The organism is Asticcacaulis excentricus CB 48 (assembly GCF_000175215.2).
GTDB lineage: Bacteria > Pseudomonadota > Alphaproteobacteria > Caulobacterales > Caulobacteraceae > Asticcacaulis > Asticcacaulis excentricus.
This window is the reverse complement of the sequence record NC_014819.1, coordinates 128,718-149,774: the sequence shown is the minus strand read 5'-3', so window position 1 is coordinate 149,774 and position 21,057 is coordinate 128,718. Positions and strand designations below refer to the sequence as shown.

Sequence of the window (21,057 nt, the reverse complement as noted above, 5' to 3'; positions counted from 1 at the left end):
CTAGCCTTTAGTCGAGTGCCGGATTTGAATGCAAGATACTGCCCTATGGCGAACTCGAGGCGCTGGTGCGTTTCGAGAGCAAAATCTAGCGAATTCACACTATCTCAAAAGTGCCTGTATAGACCTTCTCCGGTCGCCTTCGAGCCAGGACATACTGAGCGCATACCTTAATTGTTCGCTCACGCTCTCAAAGTCCTCCACTGGGGCAGCACCATTTCGAACGAACGCGCTGTCTACGGTTTTTTCCTTGCTTGGATAGCTTTCATTTCATCAATCTCCTGTCGCTGAGATTTCACGATGTTTCCACACAAGGTGACAATTTCAGGGTCAGTGATCTTGGCATTCCGGCACATCAGGATGGCACCGGAGTGGTGCGGAATCATCGACGCGAGAAAGCCGTTGTTGCCGACGAAGGTTTGATGGCGGATGAAGGCGAAGCTGGCGACGAAGAGCAAGACTAGGACCGCATAACTAATCAAATTCTTCCGGTTGTCCGAATACATCATCGGCATACTTGCCAACATGATGATACCCATCGGCGCGGCCATCACGAACGCCATGTAGAGGAAGTTCAGGTTCGGAATGAACTCGGAGAAGGTGTCGATCATCACGAACATAAGGACGAACATCAGAGCCGCGTTGACGGCCAAGGATATCCAGAATTTGACATAGTGGCCCTTGCCCTGCATCGCCCTGTCATGGCTCACGTGGCTGGATTCGTGACCTTCCATTGCGACCTCCGTTTCCGCTCAGGTCTACGGATCCCGAGGAGGTTTATCGATACCGAGGCTAAGGCTTGAATGCAAATATCCGCTAAGTGAATCAAATGATGCTGACAAACACGCCAAGACTTGTTCGATGGATGTTAGATACGTCGACGTGAACGCGGCAAAATATAACGGTCGCCATTAGTATTCTATCTTTAGCCGTCCACGGACATTAACGGCATCGCGCTTGAAGTCGACGCGGCGCATCAGGTTGCGAGCTGGTCGCTCAATCAGGTGGTGGACAACGATGGCGACCGGGACGACGCCGGCGACCATGATAAGCCACAATACTACCGGCATATGTTCCGGATCGATGTGGACAAGTTTCTGGAAGCCTCGGCTGAAGACGAGTTGCCATGGGATGCAGATCATATAGACCGCGAAGCTCACTTCGCCGAGATAGACCAGCCAGGACGACGACAATATCGAAGATCCATTTCTCGCCAGCGCTCCCAGACCCAGGATTATTCCGCCGCAGGCAAGAACGCTGACGAAATCGGGTAGACCGAACAAAGTCGATGCGACAAGCGAGGAGAACCCGCCCAAAGTCACCCCGGATGCAATTGCGCGCGTGCGGATGGCTCCGGTGTTCCAGAGAAGCCACAACGTGCAGCCTAGCGCGAAACAGGGAACGATCCTAAGGGCGCCCCAGAGAATGGTGGCGCGGGTCAAGGGGAAGCCGGCAATCGAGCCGAAGGCGATATAGAGAAGGATGAGGAAGGCGGCGGCCAGTCCCACGGCAAGGCGAGGCCGGTTCCACATGGGGACCATCAGGAAAGCAAACGCCGGGAAGGTCAGGTATGCGAACCATTCGGCCGAGATCGACCATGACGGATGATTCCAGCCGCCCTGAGGCGCGAGGCCCCATGCTTGGGTCAGTGTCACTTGGGCGGGCAGTGAAGACCACACCAGCAGCTTGTCACCAGCCTGAATGCCGACGACGGTCAGGCCTGCCATTAGGAGGCCGAGACCGACGAGGATTGCTATATGGACAGGGTAGATGCGTGCCAGCCGCGCCCAGATGAACTCGCCATAGTGATAGGTCCCGTTCTTGAAGCGTTCGAGATAGACATGGCTGAGGATGAAGCCGGACAGAACGAAAAACAACTCCACACCGAGATAGCCTTTACCGACGATCGCCGGCATGACCACGCCCAAGTTGGGCCAGAAATGGAATGCGACGACCCACATGGCCGCGAAGAAGCGTAAGGCAGTCAACGGTTTGAGGTTCTGCGGCATTGTCTGTCCCGATCTGACCCCAAAAGGGGAATTTGCGTTCGCGCGTGAGGGGAATGCAACTATTGGACCAGTGAAGTGGTCAGGACGCAAATTAAGCTATAAACTCTAACATTCGATGTTGTCTTGCGCATGTTGTGGCGAGGCCCCAGCGGTACGGCTATCCACGAGTTACAGCCAAAGCTCGAAGCTTCGCCACCTTGGCATCGGCATTTAGCATCATCCGCACGATTAGAGGCAAGGGTTCCATCAATCGAACCCAGAGCGTTGACTGGCGCAATAATTACGAAACGAGCGGCGTAGCGGCGAAACTCATAGGTGGGTATTGCGAATACGAAGGCTATTGGCGATTACAGATGCAGAGCTGAAGGCCATGGCTGCCGAGGCAATGATCGGCGAGAGCAGCAGCCCGAACGCCGGATACAGGACGCCAGCGGCGATCGGTACGCCCACCATATTGTAGGCGAAGGCGAACACCAGGTTCTGCTTGATATTGCGCATGACGGCCTGGCTCAGACCGCGCGCCTTAACGATACCTCGAAGGTCGCCCTTTATGAGGGTTATGCCGGCGCTTTCCATGGCGATGTCGGTTCCGTTGCCCATCGCGATGCCAACCGTGGCCGCGGCGAGGGCGGGTGCGTCGTTGACGCCGTCACCGGCCATGGCGACCTTGCGGCCCTTCGCTATCAGTCCTTCGATGACTTCCGCCTTCCGGTCGGGCAGCACGCCGGCTTCGACATCCTCGATGCCGAGGGTCTTGGCGACGGCGCGCGCCGTAGCCTCGTTGTCCCCAGTCAGCATGACCAGGCGCAGGCCTTCAGCCCTCAAGGCTTTCAGCGCTTCCGGTGTCGACGTCTTGATGGGATCGGCGACAACGATGATTCCGGCCGGCTTGCCGTCCACGGCCGCGTAGATCGCCGTCTGGCCCTGTTCCCGGAAAGGCCGGGCGAGTTCGGTTAGCTCCGCGTTCTCTCCGACCAGGGCGGAATTGCCAAGTGCGAGGGCTGCGCCATCGACCTTACCAGTCACGCCTTTGCCCGTCGGAGACTGGAAGTCCTCGACCTTCAAACTTGGCAGGCTCTGCTCCTTGGCACCCCGAACGATGGCATCTGCGATCGGATGTTCGCTTGACGCCTCCAAGGCCGCGGCGAGGGCAAGTAGCCGGTCGTCGGAGAGCCCGCCGGTGGCCTTGACCGCGATCAGTTTCGGTTTGCCCTCCGTGAGCGTTCCGGTCTTATCGAGTACAAGTGTGTCCACGCCTTCGAAGGCTTCGAGCACGGCCGCATCGCGGACGAGAATACCCTCGCGCGCCGCGCGGCCGGTGCCGGCCATGATCGACATCGGCGTGGCCAAGCCAAGCGCACAAGGACAGGCGATGATTAGGACCGCGATGGCGTTGAGGATCGCGTGGCCGAGTTTGGGATCTGGACCCCAGACTATCCAGGCGACAAATGTCATGACGGCGACGACTACGACGGCCGGCACGAAATAGCCGGACACGATATCGGCAACCCGCTGTACGGGCGCACGCGAACGCTGCGCCTGGCCGACGCGCGCGACGATCTGGGCGAGTAGTGTGTCGTTTCCGACCCGGGTCGCCCGCATGACGAAACTTCCGGACTGGTTGACGGTGGCGCCTGTAACCTTGTCGCCGCCCTGTTTGGCGACGGGCATGGATTCGCCGGTCAGCATGGATTCGTCGACGTGGCTCGATCCTTCGATGATCTCACCGTCGGTCGGGATTTTTTCGCCCGGTCGTACGCGCAGCAGGTCGCCTGGCTGGACCTGCTCCAAGGGTATCGTCTCTTCGTTTCCGTCCTGCATACGGTGCGCGATCGCCGGGGCCAGCTTCAGGAGGGCCCGTATTGCATTCCCGGTCTGGGCGCGCGCCTTGAGTTCCAGGACCTGGCCGACAAGGACGAGAGTCGTGATGATCGCGGCTGCCTCGAAATAGATATCGGGTGTCATGCCGGGCATATGTGGGAATACGTCCGGCGCTAGGACGGCGACGACCGAATAGCCCCAAGCGACCAGGATACCCAGTGCGATCAGGGTGAACATGTTGAGGTTTCGGGTCTTCAGCGAATCCCAGCCGCGCGTGAGGAACGGCCAACCGCCCCACAGGGTGACGGGCGTAGCCAGGACGAGCTGTATCCAGACGGAAATTCTGTCCGGGACCAGGGCGGATAGTCCGAAATGCGCGCCCATAGCCAGAACCGCCACAGGTACGGACAGGATTGCGGAAATCCACAGCCGGCGCGTCATGTCGCGAAGCTCGGGATTGTCGGTCTCTTCGAGCGTGATCGTTTCGGGTTCGAGCGCCATGCCGCAGATTGGACAGGAGCCTGGACCTTCCTGACGGATCTGCGGGTGCATCGGACACGTGTAGATGACGGCTTCACCGGCCTTGGGCGCTGACACGGGCTTGGCGGCAAGTTTGTGATGGTGTTCGTGGCCATGCCCGTGGTGCTCACAATGGCCATGGTCCGAGGCTTCCGCTGGTTTTTCCGCGGGCTTGTCGGCCGCGAGCACTAGATTCATGTGGCAGATCGGACATTGACCTGGGCCACTCTGGCGGATTTCCGGATGCATCGGGCAAGTGTATTGACCGCCCTCCGCTTTTCCGTGACAGCAGGATTTTGGTGCGCCGTCGCTATGCTGATCGTGATCCATGGCGTTCTACTCGTACTTCTTGAGGAGCAGCATGATCTCGCCAATCTGCTGGTCGCGCTGAGTTTCGTCGCCGCACTGGCAGGACTTGGCCAGGCACGACTTCATGTGGGTTTCCAGGACACTGAGCTCGATTGTCTTGATGGCGCTGCGCACGGCACGCAGCTGCGTAAGGATATCGACGCAATATTGGCCCTCGCCGATCATGCGCTTGATGCCTTCGAGCTGGCCGATGGTTCGGTTGAGCCGAGGGGTCTCTTCGGTGTGACTGGGGTGTTCCGACACGGGGAGCTCCATATACCAATGGGGGGTATATATACCCCATGGGGTATGCTTGCAAGGGCGCCGACGGGTTCAATGCGAAACATTTTCGTTATAGCTGGACAGTACGTCCATTTCGTCAGGTAAAACTGATTTGAATCAAATCGGCTCAGGCATAACCTGGGTGGAAGGTTATCGGGTGGAGGACGCTAATGGACCACGAGCGCATGCGTCGCCTGCACGGCGCCATCTACCGGCCTATCGCGCGCTGATAGGAAACGACGGGCTGTCCGTGAGCTTGGGTAGCATCAAGGAGATATTGGCCGATTTGGTCCGTGTCGATCTGAAGGGCAGGGGGCAAACCGATCGGCGCGAGACGACGGTCGCGTTCGTTGTCGGGGCTTTTATGGCGGTGATGACGCAGTGGCTCGACGGCGGCGCCAAAGCGGTGCCGGCAGAAATAGATGCCCATTTCCGCCGGCTGATAGAGAACGGTGTCGGCTAGGCCGGGCCCTATTGAATCGAGGTGACCTCGGCATCGCTGCCCTTTACGGAGACGCCGAACGTCACCTTCTCGCCGACCTTGACCTTGTCGACGAGTGACGCGGGGTTGGCCTTGAACGCCATGGTCATGGCCGGCCAGGAAACCGCCGGAATGGCCTCGTGCTGAATAGTGATCGTGCTGGTCGCCTTGTCAACTGCGGTCACAGTTCCGACGCCCGTGCCAGTCTTCGCCGCAGTATCCATGGCCATGCCGGACATATCCGACATTCCAGCCATGCCCGACATATCTGACATAGCGGCAACCGGGCTTTCGGCCGAAGCGGAGGCAGCGTCGGCGGCGGGCTTCGGGCTGCAGGCGGCCAACACCGCGATAAACAGGGCCATGCCGGCGGTCGTGAACAGTTTCGTTTTCATGTGTGCTCCTTAAAGTCGATTTTCTGTATGGCATAGTGGCCGACGGATTCGCGGCTGCATTAATGAGCGTGCAGCCGCGGAGTGCAAATATTAATTGGACGATTTGTCTGGCACGATCTTATAAGTCGGATCGTGCGGATTGGGTGACGCCTTTTCTGTGTGATAGCCTGCGTTCGCCGTGCTCAGGGATGAACAGGCGGATGTGGTGAGCGCGACGGCGGCGATCAGAGCCGTCAGCTTAGCCAGGGCCATGAGCCTACGGGGCGAAGCGCTTCCTGTTATGAAGTTTTTCATTTTGTAATCTCCAATTTCAATTTTGGATACGGCACGTTCGTTTGCTCGATGCGCCGGATCCTAGGGTAGGTTGTTGGTTGGGAAGGTACGGCTTAGATAGTCTCCTTTCTTGTTGTGATTAGTGAGACGATCCTGTGTTTCCTATTGTGCCGGTTGCAGGGCCGTTATCGTGCTGTCCGAGCCCTTTATTGAGACGTCGAAGGCGACTTTTTGGCCGACCTTAAGGCCGTTCAACAACGAAGCCGGATTGACGCTGAAGGTCATGGTCATGGCGGGCCATTTCAGCGAGGCGATAGGGCCATGCGCAATGGTGATCTTGCCGCTCTTCACGTCGATGGTCTTGATCACACCGGTCCCGGAACCGGTCCTCGGCATGCTCTTCACGTTCATGCCGGCCATGTCGTACATCCCGTCCATGCCTTTCATGCCGTCCTGCGCGCTGGCCAGGGGGGCTGTTGAGAGAATGGCAAGGGCCAAGATGGCCAGGGCGGCAATGGATAGTTTCGTGTTCATAGGCATCTCCTATTGTTGCGAGTTGGACTGTGGGGGATTTGAACGCCTGCGGCGCCGAATAAGCAGATATGCGGCGGGTACAACGAGCATGGACAGAAGTGGCGCGGTCAGCATGCCGCCGATCATGGGTGCGGCGATGCGGCTCATGACTTCGGAGCCAGCACCATGCCCGAACAGGATCGGTAACAGGCCAGCGAGGATGACACAGACCGTCATGGCCTTGGGGCGGACACGCAGGAGCGCGCCCTCACTGACAGCGGTCTCAACTTCCCTCGGTGAAGGATCGGGGCCGCGTGCTTTCAGCGCATCCTTGAGATAGATCAGCATGATCACGCCGAACTCGGCTGAAACGCCGGCCAGGGCTATGAAACCGACGCCTGTGGCCACTGATTGGTGAAAGCCCAGGAGGTAAAGCGTCCAGATGCCGCCGGTGAGGGCAAACGGCAGGGTCAGCATGATCAGGGCCGCCTCGTCGAAACGTCCGAAGGTGACGTAGAGCAGCAGGAAGATGATGACGAGCGTCGCCGGCACCACGAGCTTCAGGCGTTCGATAGCGCGTTGCAGGTATTCGAACTGACCAGAATAGGCGATCGAGACGCCCGGTGACAGTTTGACGTCCTTGGCCACTGCCTTTTGCAGATCACCAACAACGGAAGCCAGATCGCGGTCGCGGACGTCGATATATACCCAGGTAGACGGCCGGCCGTTCTCGGTTTTTAACATGGGCGGGCCTTCCGCGATCTCGACCTTGGCTACAGTGCCGAGCGTGATCTGAGCACCAGAAGGCGTAAGAATGGGCAGATTGCGCAGCCCTTCGAGGCTGTCCCTGTCTTCGCGGGGATAGCGGACATTGATAGGGTAACGCGCCAGGCCATCGACCGTTTCACCGACATTTTCGCCGCCGACGGCGCCGGATATGATCGATTGGACGTCGCTGGTATTGAGGCCGTAGCGCCCGGCTGCCGCCCGGTCGATATCGACATCGACGTAGCGGCCCCCAGTCAGCCGCTCGGCCAGGGCCGAGCTGACGCCCGGCACGGTCTTGGCGACGGTCTCGACGTCGTGGGCGATGCGGTCGAGTTCGGCGAGATTGCTGCCTGAGACCTTGACGCCAATAGGGCTCTTGATCCCGGTCGCCAGCATGTCGATGCGGTTGCGGATCGGCGGCACCCAGACGTTAGCCAGGCCTGGAACCTTGACCGTCCGGTCCAGTTCCTCGACCAGCTTGTCCGGCGTCATGCCGGGACGCCACTGATCGCGCGGCTTGAACTGTATGGTGGTCTCGAACATCTCCATAGGGGCAGGGTCGGTCGCACTTTCCGCGCGTCCGGCCTTGCCGAAGACGGTTGCGACTTCAGGCACCGTCTTGATCAGGCGATCGGTTTGCTGGAGCAGTTCCGATGCCTTGTCGGCCGATAGGCCCGGCAAAGCCGATGGCATATAGAGCAGGTCACCCTCGTCGACCTGCGGCATGAACTCGCCACCCAGGCGGGTTAGAGGCCATGCTGTCGTGGCGAAGGCGAGGGCTGCCAGAAATAATGTCAACCGTGGCGCTTTCAAAACGAAGGCAAGGAACGGGCGGTAGATCGCGGTCAGGACGACATTCAGCGGATTGGCTGTCTCCTTGGGGATCTTGCCCCGGATTAGGTATCCCATCAGTACTGGCACCAGTGTCACCGACAGAATGGCGGCACCCGCCATGGCGTAGGTCTTTGTGAAGGCCAGAGGCGAGAATAGCCGTCCCTCCTGGCCCTGTAGGGTAAAGACCGGGATGAAGGAAAAGGTGATGATCAACAGGCTGAGGAACAGAGCCGGGCCAACTTCGGTCGCGGCCTCGGTTATGACCCGCCAGCGTTCGTCACCCTTAAGCACAGCGCCCGGATGATCATGTTCCCAGTGCTCGACCTTCTTATGGGCGTTCTCGATCATCACCACAGCCGCGTCGACCATAGCGCCAATGGCGATGGCGATGCCGCCAAGCGACATGATGTTGGCATTGACGCCCTGGCTGTGCATAACGATGAGCGCAATCATGACTCCGATGGGCAGGGTCAATATCGCGACCAGGGCTGAGCGCACGTGCCAGAGAAACAGAGCGCAGACGATAGCCACGACCAGGAATTCCTCGATCAGCTTCTCACGCAGATTGCCGATGGCCCTGCCAATCAATTGCGAGCGGTCATAGGTGGTGACGACCTCGACGCCAGGTGGCAGGCTTTTCTTGAGTTCGGCGAGCTTGGCCTTGACCGCGGATATGGTCTCCATCGCGTTCTTGCCCGAACGCAGGATGACCACGCCGCCCGCGACCTCGCCTTGGCCATTCAACTCGGCGACGCCACGACGCATCTCTGGGCCGATCTGGACGGTGGCGACCTCGCCGAGCGTCACCGGTACGCCACCTGCCGCTGTCTTCAGCGGGATGGCGCGGAAGTCGTCTAGAGTTTTCAGGTAGCCGCCAGCGCGGACCATGTATTCAGCCTCGGCCAGTTCCAGGACCGAGCCGCCGCTTTCGCCATTGGCGTTCTGGATGGCGGAGACGACTTGCTGATGCGTGATGCCGTAGGCGGCGAGCTTCATCGGGTCGAGCACGACCTGATATTGCTTGACCATGCCCCCGATGCTGGCAACCTCGGCCACGCCGGGTAAGGATTTCAGTTCATAACGCAGGAACCAGTCCTGCAAAGATCTCAACTGAGACAGATCGTGCTGGCCGGTCTTATCGACCAGGGCATATTCATAGACCCAGCCGACCCCGGTAGCATCAGGCCCCAAAGACGGCTTGGCCTCCGCAGGTAACCGGCCTTGCACCTGGTTGAGATATTCGAGCACGCGCGAGCGCGCCCAATAGAGGTCGGTGCCGTCCTCGAACAGGACATAGACGAAGCTGTCGCCGAAGAAGGAATAGCCGCGCACGGTCTTGGCGCCCGGCACCGACAGCATGGTCGTGGCCAGAGGATAGGTGACCTGGTTCTCGACGATCTGTGGCGCTTGACCGGCATAGGGCGTGCGGATGATGACTTGGACATCCGACAGATCGGGCAGGGCATCGACCGCCGTGGCCTTGATGGCGAAGATACCCCCGGCGACGATGGCCAGAGTCGCCAGTATAACGAAAAAGCGGTTCCTGACCGACCAGCGAATGACGGCAGCGATCATTGCATGCCTCCCATCGCGTCGATCTTCTGGATAACCGGGCCGTCAGCTTTTTGAACGAAGCCGAAGCTGACGTGATCACCGACCTTCATGCCCTTAGCGAGATTGGCCGACGACAGCTTGAAGGTCATGGTCATGGCTGGCCAGCCGATCGCCGGCACTGCCTCGTGGCTGAGCGTGATCGAGTTGCCTTTGAGCTGTTCGATGACACCTTTGGTTGAATAGAGGGCCGGTGCCGCCGCCGCAGCGCCTGACGGTGGCGACATGGGGGTCAACGGCCTGGCATTGATTCCCGACAGGCTGGCTTCTGAGTCGATTAGGAATTGGCCGGACGCAACGACCTTGTCGCCTTCGTTGAGTCCCGCAATGATCTCGGTGCGGTCGCCGTTTTCACGGCCCGTCTGAACCTCGGCTGGCGTGAAGCGGCCCTTGCCATCACCCAGCATGACCAGGGTTCGTTTGCCCGTGCGGATGAGAGCTTCCGTTGGGACAAACAGGGCTTGGCTGCTATTGCCGGCCAGATGGACGGTCGCGAACATACCGGGGCGCAATTTAGCACCTGGATTGGGCAATTCGACGCGAACACTCAAGGTTCGGCTGTCGGTCTGGGTTGTCGGCAAGATAGCGGCGATCCGACCGGTAAAGGTCTCACTCGGAAACGCCGCCAAATCCGCCGTCACGGTTTGGCCGATCTTGACACGCCCGGCCTGAACCTCCGGCACGGCTGCGGTCAGCCAGACGGACGACAGGCTGGTCACCTGCGCCAGCGTCTGACCCATGGAGACAGTCATGCCCTGGCGGGCGTCGAGTGTCTGGATCGCCCCTCCAACCGGCGTTGTGATGGTCACCACATTGCTGATCTTGCCTGTCCGCTTTACGTTGTCGATCAATCCCGCCGACATCCCCAACAACACCAGCCTTTGCCGGGCTGCCGCTTCGAGGGACGGATCGTGGGTCGCAATGACAGCGAGATATTCGGACTGCGCGCCGCCCCATGACGGTACGAGGATATCGGCGATCGGGGCGCCGGCGGCGATGACATCGCCGGGCGCGCGGGCGTAGACACGCTGGACAAAACCGTTGGCGCGCGCCTGAATAATGGCGACATCGCGCCCGTTGAAGTCGAGCGAGCCGGCGGCATCGAAGGTGGCGGTGAAATCGCCGCGCTCGACACTCGCCAGCCGGACGCCGAGATTTTGCAGTCTGGACGGATCGATCTGTACGCCGCCCTCTGCGGGATCGGCTTCACCGGCATAACGCGGCTTTAGTTGCATATCCATGAACGGTGACTTGCCCGGCTTGTCGAAATGCTGGGCGGGGACCATCGGGTCATACCAATAAAGCACCTTGCCCTTGCCGGCTGTATCCGTGGCGGGCATTGCCCCCGAGGTGTGCTGAAGTCTGGCCAGGCCGAAGCCAACGCCGCCGGCAACGATGACGAGGGCAGAGGCGGCTATGCCCAAATAAAGCGGAGTGATGGTTTGCGGGCGGGTCATTGGCTGGTATTCCCGTAGGTCAGGTTGAGGCGCACGCTGTCGCGGACGACGTCGGCTTCGCGGGAGAGTGCATCGATCCGGGCTTCGGCCAGGGCGAGTTGCGCGGTCAGCACGTCTGAGAGCGTGGCCGTTCCAGCGCCATAGCTGGCCAGTTCCAGATCGGCCTTCTTCTGCGCCAGCGGCACGAGCGTGGTTTGTGCCCGCATTAGGCGGTCATGGTGCATGAGATGATCGGCCAGATCGGCATCAAGTTGCGCTTGAAGCTGGCGGTGCATGGCGTCTTGGTCGAGGCGGGCGCGCGTCGCGGCTTGGCTCTTCGCATCGATGATCGGGTCCTGCCGAGACTTGGAGAACAAGGGCAGGCTGAAGGTCACGCCGGTTGAGACCATGTCGCCATACATACCGTCGCGGTGCTGGTAGGTGACATCCCATCCCCAGTCCGGCCGCTTCTCGGCCCGCGCCATCGCCACATCCGCATCGGCCTGCCGGCTCGCGGCGCCATAGAGCGCCAGGTTTGGACTGTTGTCGAGATTGGCGCGGATGGCGGATGGATCGACGGTATAGTCCGGTGGCGCGCCAGTGACATCGGCGGTATCGTCGCCGGTCCAGCGGACCAACTCCGCTCGGGCCCTCGCAATGTCCGCCACCAGATCGGCACGGCGGTCGCTTAAGGAAGCCTGCAACTGTTCGGCGTCAAGCGATTGCGCGGGGCGGATGACGCCGTTGGCCAGCTGCGACGGCGCGCTAGACCGGATAGGGGCTATTGCTTTTTCAACGTCATCGAGCGCGGCGAGTTTTTGCTTGGCGTAATAAAGATCGACCCACGCGAGCGCCGCATTGAGGCGAACATCGCGGGCTTCGACCGACTGACTGGCCTGAGCGAAGCCGAAATCGGCGTCTGCGCGCGTGCGTGCGGCCCGACGTTTGTCGGCATTGGGCATGTCCTGCATGACACCCAGCGTCATCATGGTCATGCTATCCTTGTTGAAGGAGCCGGCGGGCGGGCCGGATACCGGGAAATTCTCGACGCCGGCGCGGATCTTGGGATCGGGCAGACGGCCGGCCGCCAGGCTTGCAGCGCGCGCGGCATCGACATCGGCGCCCTTGGCGGCCAGGCTTGGCGCGCTCTGTTGCGCCAGTTTGATCGCTGCATCGAACGTGAGAGGCGCTGCCAGCACCGGCGGGGAGAACGCAAGGGGAGTCAGCAGAGCGGACAGCGCCGCGAGGGAGACGAATCGCATGGAATATTCCTGAAAATGAAAATACGAAGACAGAGACCCACCCCTGCCGCCATCGCGGCAGGGGTGGGCGACGCCTTTACTTTCCGGTTTTCAGGCAATCGCCCATGTCAGCCGGGGCGCACGGAACCTTGACGATCCGCGGCATGACATCGTGGGGATTGGGCGACGGTGGCGCCGTGCGGTAGTCGCACTTGTGGCACGGCTTACCATCGGCAGCTTGCGCCGAGGCGGCGGAGACGGCCAGCAGGCCAAGGGTGATGGCGCACGCCGTGGCGGCGAGGGTTTGACGCATAGTCATGGAGATAGCTCCTCAAATCAGATCTGAGGCTTGCCCGCGGCACGTGGCATCACGGTCAAGCGATACTCAACGCCGGGCTGTGTGCGCGAAGGCATGGGACAGCCGGGCCTTGAAGGGCGTAAACGAAGGCGGAGTCCGCCTATTACGCGTTTGATTTGGGAGGAGGAACGACGAGACTTGGCTCTTGGGCAAAGAGCGCAGGTGCCTTATCATTGAAAGTCACTTGCTCGATGGCAAGCACCGGCAGAATGACCGAGCCGTCTGAGGCGCTGCCAACATTGACGCCGCACATGACCATGCAGTTGTTAAAACAAGCCTTGTCCGACGACTTTTCGCTCTTGGCGTGGTCGCAGCAATCCATGTTGCTGTCAGTGTGGCCCGTCATCTGCATAGTTTGCCCGGACATGGTCCCGCAATCGCGCGCGGCGGCCTGAGCGGCAAGCGGCGAGAGGAGAAGCCCGATCACGGCAAAAATGTAAAGGACGACCTTGACCATAAAATTCAGCGTATAGTCCAATTCTTAAATGTCAATGAAATGCAACTGATTTCCACTGCGTTATCCCGTCACAGGCAACAGGTCGCGCCCGATAAGCACATAGCACAAAACCCGAACGACATAATCGTTGCTTTGCGCATGACAATCTCCAAGCGCGATAGTCAACCAAATGAAACGTTATGGGTATCCTCCATAGAGGTATACGCACCGAGATCGTTTACCCCTTGTCGAGAATCGACAGGGAGGATTTATCGATGGCGTCCTGGTTTTCAAGAATATTCAAATTTGCCTCATAGGCCCGGATCGCCGATTGCATATCCATTGTTTCAATCATTCCCGAGACATTCGGTAGTAAGACTTATCCATCCTTGTTGGCCGCGGGATGACTTGGATCGTATTCCTGCGGAAAGGGCGACGTATCGGGTTCGACCCGGGCCAAGGCCACGCCCTTGGCGCCTTCAATATCGTCGACTTTGAAGACTGGTACTTGCCGCCGGTAAGGCTCGCCGCCAGGCGCCTTTGCGGTTGAACTGGAATTGGCGATATTTTCGGCGATGATCCGCATGCGGGCCTGTTGCGCCCTTAAGGCTGACACCGCGACCGCGCTGACTGCATCGCCCGTGCTCTTGACCATGATCGTCTCCCTAAAGAAGCCTACCCCCAAGTTGTTCCGACAGTTTTTTCCGAGCGCGTGCGACGCGCGTTTCAATCGTCTTCACCGATACGCGCAAAATATCTGCTGCCGCCTGTTGAGAATTCCCGTCGAATGCCGTGAGCAGGAGGGGCTCCTTAAGGTTCGCGGGCAACCGGCTGATTGCAAGTTCAAGGCGACGAGCGTCTTCGCCGTCCGTCAAAATCTGTTCCGGTGCTATGCTCACGTCATGAACGGCCATGGCTTGCGCATCATCGACGGACTTGGACGAAAATATCAGCCGTCTGACCGCAGCTCGCCGGCTGCGGTCGCGGGCCTTGTTGATTGCGATCGTTCGAAGCCATGCTCCGAACGGTCTTGAAGCGTCGTAACGATCCAATGCACTCCACGCGGAAATGAAGGCTTCCTGCACCGCTTCATAGGCGTCGTCCGGGTTTCCCGCATACCTCCTCAACAGACGAAACAGGGGGTCCTTATGTCTGCGCACCAATTCAGAAAATGCTCGGTCATCGCCCGTCGCTGCGAGCTTTGCCAGGTCGGTATCGGACGTGGCTTCCCCGGAACTCACTGTGCTTGATCACTGAGCGCCTGGATGACCGTATCGTCAAACTCCTTGGCCTGTTGCGGCGTCAGAACGGCACGCATGGCGATTACGTGACGCATGGTTTCCTTCTGCATTTCTCCCATGACCATGTGGCAGCGATCGACGGCCGCCTGAACGTTGGTCGTGTAAGTCGGATCGGCCTTGTAGGCTTGGGCGAGTTGCAGGTTGGCAGCTCGCATCTCTGCTTCGAGCGCGTGCTCTTTCAACGCATGGTCTGCTTCCAAGGCCTCGATCGTCTTTTGTTGCGCCGGTGTCAGGTTGAGTTTCTTGTGAACGATCTCATGAAGCGGCGGGTTATGGTTTATCGTGCGCAAAACATATTGCGCCCCGCCCCAGGCCCCCAAAACCGCACCAAGGATTGAGAGCGCAAGAGTAAATAATATGGCTTTGGTAACGTTCAACGGTCACTCTCCAGGAGGCTGGAGGGCGCCAGCCGGGCACCAGAGTTTAGGGGTGTGCCCGTTGATTTTTCCATCGAGCCCAGAGCGGCAAGGCTCCCTACGAATACGCCGATGGCCATCGCCAAGCCGATCGATGCAAAACCAAACGGCGCAACTGCTGAAATTACTCTGAATTCCTGTCTGCGCTCATTAATGCCCTGCATGACGTCGGTTTCCAAACCGGTCAGCCGGTCAGCGGAGGCGCCACTATTCAAGATCGTTATTAGCTTTTCCAACCTGCTACTCATTACCAGTTCTCCACCACGCCCATTGACAATACGCACTGCTATTCAAAATCCCGCAAAGATCGCAGAAACTTTTTACGCCGTCCTTATTTTTTTGAAGGGCGGTGAGGGGAAGTGTTTTGGCGCGCGTACTCCTTATTACGTGGGTCGTTCGCCCATTCGTAGGAGTTCATGACATGAAAAAATTGCTTATCGCTATCGCGGCTTCCGGTTTTTCAATCCTTGCGGCCACACCTGCCGCCTTCGCCCACGCGGGTAAGGAACACGCAGTCTCACAGACAGCGGAGGGCGAGGGTGTTATCAAGGCGATCGACGCTAAAGGCGCTTCAATCACGATTTCTCACGGTCCTATTGCTGCGTTGAAGTGGCCGGCCATGACAATGACGTTCAAGACGGAAAAGCCTGAGCTGACGAGCGGCCTCACAGTTGGTCAAAGCGTCCATTTCGTTCTGAAAAACCAGGACGGAAAGCCGGTGATCTCCGAGATTCACGGCAAGTAGCGTGAAGAGAGCCCGGTCCTCACCCCGGGCTCTTTTACCTTTCCCAATTTCTCGATGCGCGCTGTGGCGCAGTCGATACAGATGGAGCGACTTCTGTGAAGACTAATATTTTCAAATGGCTGGCTATGTTCGGCACGCTCTTCGTCATGTCGATGGCCGCGCTCCCTGCTTCGGCGCATAAAAATCACGCTCAGGAATCGTCCTCAGCGGCCGCGAGTTCGGCGGCGTCTGACGGATCAGAGGCAGCAATGAGCGATATGCCAGGGATGGAAATGAGTTGGCCCACCGCGACCGACAGCGGCATGTCGATGGGCATGGATATGAACAAGCCCAAACCGACGACGTATGTCGGGCGGTTGGTAGCTTGGCTTGGCGCATGGCATCCAGCGCTAATTCATTTTCCTATCGCTCTGACGCTTGTTGTTGCGTTCCTTGAGCTGGCGGGTGCCGTCCGCAAACAGCCGTTGTATACAGCCGCGAACAAGATTTTGCTGGCGCTGGCGGCGCTTGGCGCATTTGTCGCTGCTCCGGCCGGCTGGATGGATGCGGGATGGCCGACCGCGCAAGACGAACTGGTACTGACGCTGCACCGCTGGACGGGCACCGCGATTCCCTTCTTGTTGTTAGCGCTCTGGTATTTCAAACGTCCTGCCGAAGTCGCGGCGACTAGGCCAAGCTCGCGGGGTTATGAAATTCTGTTGGCTTTGGCAGTGGTCGTCATCCTGACCCAAGCGTTCATGGGCGGCGAAATTACCCACGGCGCTGGGCACATGAACTTCTGACGTGGCATGAACGATACCGAATTGTCTATGCGACCTGGCACTTCGGTGTTGCCTTCCATTCAGGCTATGCGAGGTGTGGCGGCGCTTGCCGTGCTGGTTCATCACCTTGGTCAGTACGCGGGACTAAGGTTCTCGGCGGGATGGCTGCTTCCTGGGTCAGGTTTACTTTGGTCCGGCGTGGACATTTTCTTCGTGCTGTCGGGATTTCTGATGGCCTGGTCGTCATTTGGGAAAAGCAACGCTGAGCGTAGCAGCGTCGCTTTCTTAACTGGACGGGCTGGGCGAATATACCCGCCTTATTGGGCTGCACTTGCCTTGACCGTTATGATCGCTGTCGCGCTTCCGCAGGCGATGCCCAAAGAGACGGTCTGCCCGGCATTGTGTCAGATCAGCCTAATGCCTTATGACGGCAGTCCTTTGCTTGGACCTGCGTGGACTCTGTCCTATGAGGTGATTTTCTACCTGATCTTTGCGGCGTTGTTGATGTTTCCGGGAAAGACACGACTTTTCGGCCTCGGGGTTTGGACCATGATAGTGCTCGTCTCAGGTTTGTTTTTTCCGCCGTCTAATCGAGCATCGATAATCCACCTCGCGCTAGCGCCGTTGCCGCTGGAGTTCCTAATGGGCTGCTGGATTGCTGTTGCGTTACAAAAAGGACAACGTTTTACCAGCTTATTCGCCGCTATGTTCGCCCTCTTTCTGATGCTGATGGGCGCGGCCTATTTTAACTCTGTGTCACCTGGTTTACGCGGAAGCGCCGCCGAATGGGCGCGCGTCGCGCTCGTTGGTCTGCCGGCTGTAGGCCTTGTGTTTACTCTGGCATCGATGGATCTAACCAAAGCGATTCAGCCGCCACATATTTTTCAATGGTTAGGGGATCGCTCATACTCGCTATACCTGATTCATTGGCCGATTGTAGTTGGGCTCTCTTGGATCGTTCACGAAAGCCTTAGCGGGGCTGCGGTCCCGGCTATGACGTTTGTTATTTGCGGGTTTGGTGCATCACTCGCGATATCAGCCGTCATGTACCGATATGTCGAAAGCCCATCCCACCTTTTTGCCAAGGCGATCTCACGGCGAATATACAACTTAGCCGAACGCAGTTAATTTGGTGCAGATCTGGTCGCGGATTCATGACGCCAGCGACCGCATAGCTTCACGTCCTTTTTTGATCTAGAAGTGAGGGATAGGCTTCGCCGGCGCGTAGATACGTAGAGAGCGGTTTACCGCATCAAGTATTTCAAGTTGACGGGATAACACAATGAAGGATTTGGATCGGCGCGGTCTTTTGCGCGCGGTGGCTGCCATGGGCGGCGGAACTGCTTTGACGGCCATGTTCCCGGGGTGGGCGCAAAGCGCCACTCGAGGCCTAGCCGAGTTGCCCAGCCTGACCGGTCCAAATATTTCGCTTGATGTGACCGAAAGCCATTTGGAATTTGACGGACGAATGGGCCATGTGGTCACGGTCAATGGCACGGTGCCGGCGCCGCTATTGCGGCTGAAGCAGGGGCAAAACGTCAGGCTGTCCGTCACGAACCGTCTGAAGGAAGAAACCTCAATTCACTGGCATGGCCTGCTTGTTCCACCCCAGATGGACGGCGTCCCAGGCGTGAGTTTTCCCGGTATCAAACCGGGTGAAACCTTCGTTTATGAATTCCCTATCATTCAGAGCGGCACCTACTGGTACCACAGTCACTCTGGTCTCCAGGAGCAGATGGGCCATTATGGCCCCATCATTATCGATCCGGCCGACGCCGATCCCGTTCAGTCGGATCGGGAATATGTCGTGATGCTGTCCGATTTCACCTACATGCACCCACATATGATATTTGCGCGGTTGAAGCAGGAGGCGGGTGCCTTCAATTATCAGCGGCAAACGGTCGCTGGCTTGTTGAAGGGTGAGGATCAGACCCTTGCTGAGCGGCTTGACTGGGCCAAAATGCTCATGGACCCTACTGATATTTCAGACGTTACCGGTGCTGCCCTGAAGTTTCTTGTCAACGGCCATGGCCCCGACGACAACTGGACGGCCCTGTTCAATCCTGGCGAGCGTGTGCGCCTGCGTTTCATTAATGCCGGCGCGCAAATGGTGTTTAACGTCCGTATCCCAGGTCTGAAGATGACGGTTGTCGCGGCGGACGGCCAGTTGGTTCGTCCCGTCGAAGTCGATGAATTTCAGATCGGAAATGCGGAAACCTACGATGTCATTGTCCATCCGACTGAAGACAAGGCCTTTACGATAATGTCCGAAGCCGTCGACCGTTCGGGCTACGGGCGTGCCACCCTGGCGCCGCGAGCGGGGATGACGGCCGAGGTACCGCCACTTCGCAAACGGCCGATTGGCAATATGCGTGACATGGGGATGGATATGGGCTCCATGGGCGGTATGTCTATGGAAGGCGGTGTTTCGCCAGGTGACATGTCCGGAATGAAAGGCATGGACCACGGTTCGATGGACATGTCGGGTATGGCCGAGATGAAGGCGCCGGTGGCTGGAATGGCGCCGCCGAAACCACGCGGTTCTGATACGATGGGCGATATGAAGGGCGGTGGCATGCAAATGGATATGTCCATGCGCAATCCTTTGAACGCTCCCGGCGTTAAAATGGGGCCGGGTGTGCAGACGATCGCCCCCATGCCTGTGGATAGGACGGGCGAGGCCGGGCAAGGGCTGGATAGTGTTGGTCATCGTGTGCTTGTCTATAAGGACTTGGTGTCACTTCAACCGAACCCTGATCCTCGGACGCCTACGCGCGCCATGGACATTCACCTGACCGGGAACATGGAGCGCTTTATCTGGGGCTTCGACGGCGTAAAATTCAGCGACTCCACCAAGCCGTACACCTTCGAAAAAGGCGAGAGGGTCAGGGTAACGCTAATTAATGATACGATGATGGCACATCCGATCCATCTTCACGGGCATTTCTTCGATCTGGTGATCGGTGCGCCCAACGAACACAAGCCCAGAAAGCACACAGTTATTGTCCTTCCAGGGGGAAGAGTTTCCTGGGATTTTACGGCGGAGCCGGGCGACTGGGCATTCCACTGCCATATGCTCTACCACATGCACGCAGGCATGTTCCAGGTGTTTGCCGTTCGTCCGTTCGAAGGAGCTGCTCAATGAAGTGTGCACTGATCATTGCCGCCGCCCCGCTTTTGTTCGCCATGCCTGCCGTGGCTCAGGACCATTCCGCCATGCCCGGCATGGCTATGCCAGGCATGCAAATGCCGGCTGCCAAACCCGCACCGAAAAAGACAACTGCGAAGAAGCCCGCCGTTAAAAAGACGGTGAAGCGGGCCACCAAGAAGAAGGCGTCGGCCACTACTCCGACTGACATATCTTCAATTCCAGGCATGGATATGTCTGGTCAAATGGACATGGGAAAGAGTGACGCAAAGGCGGACGGCGCTGCGAAACCTGACGCCATGCCCGGCATGAATATGGGCGACAAATCCATGGCTGAAATGGATATGGGCGCTGCGGCCGCCAATAACGCCCAAGCAGATGGCGGCATGGCAAACATGCTGCAGGACCAGAGCGACATGGCTGGAATGGACATGCCGGGCCCGAATGGTGAAGAGGGCATCCCCATGGGCCCGCCGCCAGCGGCGCCATCCGACAGGGTTGCGGATCGGTTTTTTGGCAAGCCTGAAATGGACCGGGCCGTAAAGCAATTGCGCATGGAACACGGCGGCGCAACCGTATCGAAAATGATGCTCAACCTTGCAGAATATCAGAGCAATTCGGGCGGTAATGGTTATCGCTGGTCAGGCGAAGCTTGGTATGGGGGGGACCTTAATCGCTTTGTAGTGAAGTCTGAAGGGACGGGGTCGTCGAAAGACGGGGTCAGCGATGGTGAGCTCCAGGCGCTCTATTCTCGCCCTATTGGCGTATATACCGATCTCCAGGTCGGCGTGCGTCATGATTTCGCTCCAACACCCACTCGGACCTACTTGACGCTGGGAACCGAAACCCAGCTTCCATTTTGGTTGGAGAACGAGAACGCCCTGTTCCTTTCGAACAAGGGCGAGCTGATAGGGCGCAGTGAGATTTACCACGATCTTCGCCTGACACAGCGTTGGGTTTTGCAAACTCGGGGCGAGATCAACGTTGCTGCCCAAGATTCGCATGAGACTGGCATCGGTAGTGGAGTGTCCAACGTCGAACTCGGTTGGCGTTTACGATACGAGGTCAAGAGGAACTTTGGTCCTTACGTCGGTTTTTCATTTGACCAGAAGTTCGGGAAGACAGCGGATTTTGCGAAACTGGCTGGCGAAAAGTCGCACCAGACCAGTGTTGTCATCGGTATCCGAACATTCTTTTAAAGCTGCTTTTCCGATGCGGTCGATGGCCATCATCGACCGCATGCCTTGCATAGAATGCGTGGATACGCGACGGGGAACGTCGATATAGCTGTCTTACGCAATGGCGGGTTTTCGCATTTTGTGGTCTATTCCGGGTCGTGTCCCACCGGGTGGTGTAATTGGGTA

Annotated in this window: 21 protein-coding genes and 1 pseudogene; 6 read left to right on the top strand and 16 right to left on the bottom strand. The window is 58.5% G+C overall.

All coding sequences use genetic code 11. The features are described 5' to 3' along the window. Positions 1-233 precede the first annotated feature (233 nt). The 4 genes from ASTEX_RS19060 to ASTEX_RS19045 form a co-directional block, all read right to left on the bottom strand. Positions 234-731 (bottom strand): DUF305 domain-containing protein, encoded by a 498-nt coding sequence (locus tag ASTEX_RS19060; RefSeq protein WP_013481271.1) that lies wholly within the window; start codon positions 729-731, stop codon positions 234-236. Between the two features lie 177 nt (positions 732-908). Continuing rightward, positions 909-2,006 carry an acyltransferase family protein gene (locus ASTEX_RS19055; protein ID WP_013481270.1) on the bottom strand — a complete coding sequence of 366 codons (1,098 nt, stop codon included), beginning with the start codon at positions 2,004-2,006 and terminating at the stop codon, positions 909-911. 309 nt (positions 2,007-2,315) lie between these two features. Continuing rightward, positions 2,316-4,676 (bottom strand): copper-transporting P-type ATPase, encoded by a 2,361-nt coding sequence (locus tag ASTEX_RS19050; RefSeq protein WP_013481269.1) that lies wholly within the window; start codon positions 4,674-4,676, stop codon positions 2,316-2,318. Positions 4,677-4,682: 6 nt separating this feature from the next. After that, entirely contained in the window at positions 4,683-4,970 is a 288-nt protein-coding gene (locus tag ASTEX_RS19045) for a metal-sensitive transcriptional regulator (protein ID WP_041659822.1), read from the bottom strand. A gap of 283 nt (positions 4,971-5,253) precedes the next feature. On the opposite strand from ASTEX_RS19045, the gene ASTEX_RS21160 reads away from it, so the two are divergent. Further along, on the top strand, positions 5,254-5,439 hold the full coding sequence (locus tag ASTEX_RS21160; RefSeq protein ID WP_144004844.1) for a TetR-like C-terminal domain-containing protein: 186 nt from the start codon (positions 5,254-5,256) through the stop codon (positions 5,437-5,439). Between the two features lie 8 nt (positions 5,440-5,447). On the opposite strand, the gene ASTEX_RS19035 is transcribed toward ASTEX_RS21160, so the two are convergent. The 12 genes and pseudogenes from ASTEX_RS19035 to ASTEX_RS18985 form a co-directional block, all read right to left on the bottom strand. Further along, positions 5,448-5,852 (bottom strand): copper-binding protein, encoded by a 405-nt coding sequence (locus ASTEX_RS19035; RefSeq protein WP_013481266.1) that lies wholly within the window; start codon positions 5,850-5,852, stop codon positions 5,448-5,450. A gap of 90 nt (positions 5,853-5,942) precedes the next feature. Continuing rightward, complete coding sequence (locus ASTEX_RS20135; protein WP_013481265.1) at positions 5,943-6,146, bottom strand: hypothetical protein; 204 nt, start codon at positions 6,144-6,146, stop codon at positions 5,943-5,945. Between the two features lie 141 nt (positions 6,147-6,287). Further along, entirely contained in the window at positions 6,288-6,659 is a 372-nt protein-coding gene (locus tag ASTEX_RS19030; RefSeq protein ID WP_013481264.1) for a copper-binding protein, read from the bottom strand. Between the two features lie 9 nt (positions 6,660-6,668). Further along, complete coding sequence (locus ASTEX_RS19025; RefSeq protein WP_013481263.1) at positions 6,669-9,815, bottom strand: efflux RND transporter permease subunit; 3,147 nt, start codon at positions 9,813-9,815, stop codon at positions 6,669-6,671. After that, complete coding sequence (locus ASTEX_RS19020) at positions 9,812-11,308, bottom strand: efflux RND transporter periplasmic adaptor subunit (protein WP_013481262.1); 1,497 nt, start codon at positions 11,306-11,308, stop codon at positions 9,812-9,814. Before ASTEX_RS19020 ends, ASTEX_RS19025 begins: the two co-directional genes overlap by 4 nt. Beyond that, entirely contained in the window at positions 11,305-12,549 is a 1,245-nt protein-coding gene (locus ASTEX_RS19015) for a TolC family protein (RefSeq protein ID WP_013481261.1), read from the bottom strand. The genes ASTEX_RS19020 and ASTEX_RS19015 overlap by 4 nt, the downstream gene beginning before the upstream one ends. A gap of 76 nt (positions 12,550-12,625) precedes the next feature. Continuing rightward, positions 12,626-12,847: a hypothetical protein gene (locus ASTEX_RS19010; RefSeq protein ID WP_013481260.1), complete on the bottom strand. Its 222-nt coding sequence runs from the start codon at positions 12,845-12,847 to the stop codon at positions 12,626-12,628. A 142-nt stretch (positions 12,848-12,989) separates the two neighbouring features. Then, positions 12,990-13,364, bottom strand: coding sequence for a hypothetical protein (locus ASTEX_RS19005; RefSeq protein WP_041659820.1), 375 nt, complete (start codon positions 13,362-13,364; stop codon positions 12,990-12,992). A gap of 196 nt (positions 13,365-13,560) precedes the next feature. Then, a pseudogene (gene flgC, locus ASTEX_RS19000) lies at positions 13,561-13,977 on the bottom strand (flagellar basal body rod protein FlgC). A 10-nt stretch (positions 13,978-13,987) separates the two neighbouring features. Beyond that, the gene (locus tag ASTEX_RS18995; protein ID WP_013481258.1) at positions 13,988-14,563 is read right to left on the bottom strand and encodes an RNA polymerase sigma factor; all 576 of its coding nucleotides are present in this window, start codon (positions 14,561-14,563) and stop codon (positions 13,988-13,990) included. Then, positions 14,560-15,000: a periplasmic heavy metal sensor gene (locus ASTEX_RS18990; protein WP_013481257.1), complete on the bottom strand. Its 441-nt coding sequence runs from the start codon at positions 14,998-15,000 to the stop codon at positions 14,560-14,562. Before ASTEX_RS18990 ends, ASTEX_RS18995 begins: the two co-directional genes overlap by 4 nt. Beyond that, the gene (locus ASTEX_RS18985; RefSeq protein WP_168148197.1) at positions 14,997-15,323 is read right to left on the bottom strand and encodes a hypothetical protein; all 327 of its coding nucleotides are present in this window, start codon (positions 15,321-15,323) and stop codon (positions 14,997-14,999) included. The genes ASTEX_RS18990 and ASTEX_RS18985 overlap by 4 nt, the downstream gene beginning before the upstream one ends. A gap of 137 nt (positions 15,324-15,460) precedes the next feature. Here ASTEX_RS18985 and ASTEX_RS18980 point away from each other — a divergent pair, with 137 nt between their 5' ends. From ASTEX_RS18980 to ASTEX_RS18960, 5 genes are all read left to right on the top strand, one after another. Beyond that, a complete protein-coding gene (locus ASTEX_RS18980) occupies positions 15,461-15,784 on the top strand; it encodes a copper-binding protein (RefSeq protein ID WP_013481255.1) in 324 nt (107 codons plus the stop codon). A gap of 95 nt (positions 15,785-15,879) precedes the next feature. After that, the gene (locus tag ASTEX_RS19635; protein ID WP_144004843.1) at positions 15,880-16,566 is read left to right on the top strand and encodes a DUF2231 domain-containing protein; all 687 of its coding nucleotides are present in this window, start codon (positions 15,880-15,882) and stop codon (positions 16,564-16,566) included. A 6-nt stretch (positions 16,567-16,572) separates the two neighbouring features. Beyond that, positions 16,573-17,673, top strand: a complete 1,101-nt coding sequence (locus tag ASTEX_RS18970) for an acyltransferase family protein (protein WP_013481253.1) — start codon at positions 16,573-16,575, stop codon at positions 17,671-17,673. Positions 17,674-17,827: 154 nt separating this feature from the next. Beyond that, positions 17,828-19,690 carry a copper resistance system multicopper oxidase gene (locus ASTEX_RS18965; protein WP_013481252.1) on the top strand — a complete coding sequence of 621 codons (1,863 nt, stop codon included), beginning with the start codon at positions 17,828-17,830 and terminating at the stop codon, positions 19,688-19,690. Next, positions 19,687-20,892 (top strand): copper resistance protein B, encoded by a 1,206-nt coding sequence (locus tag ASTEX_RS18960; protein WP_013481251.1) that lies wholly within the window; start codon positions 19,687-19,689, stop codon positions 20,890-20,892. The genes ASTEX_RS18965 and ASTEX_RS18960 overlap by 4 nt, the downstream gene beginning before the upstream one ends. Positions 20,893-21,057 lie beyond the last annotated feature (165 nt).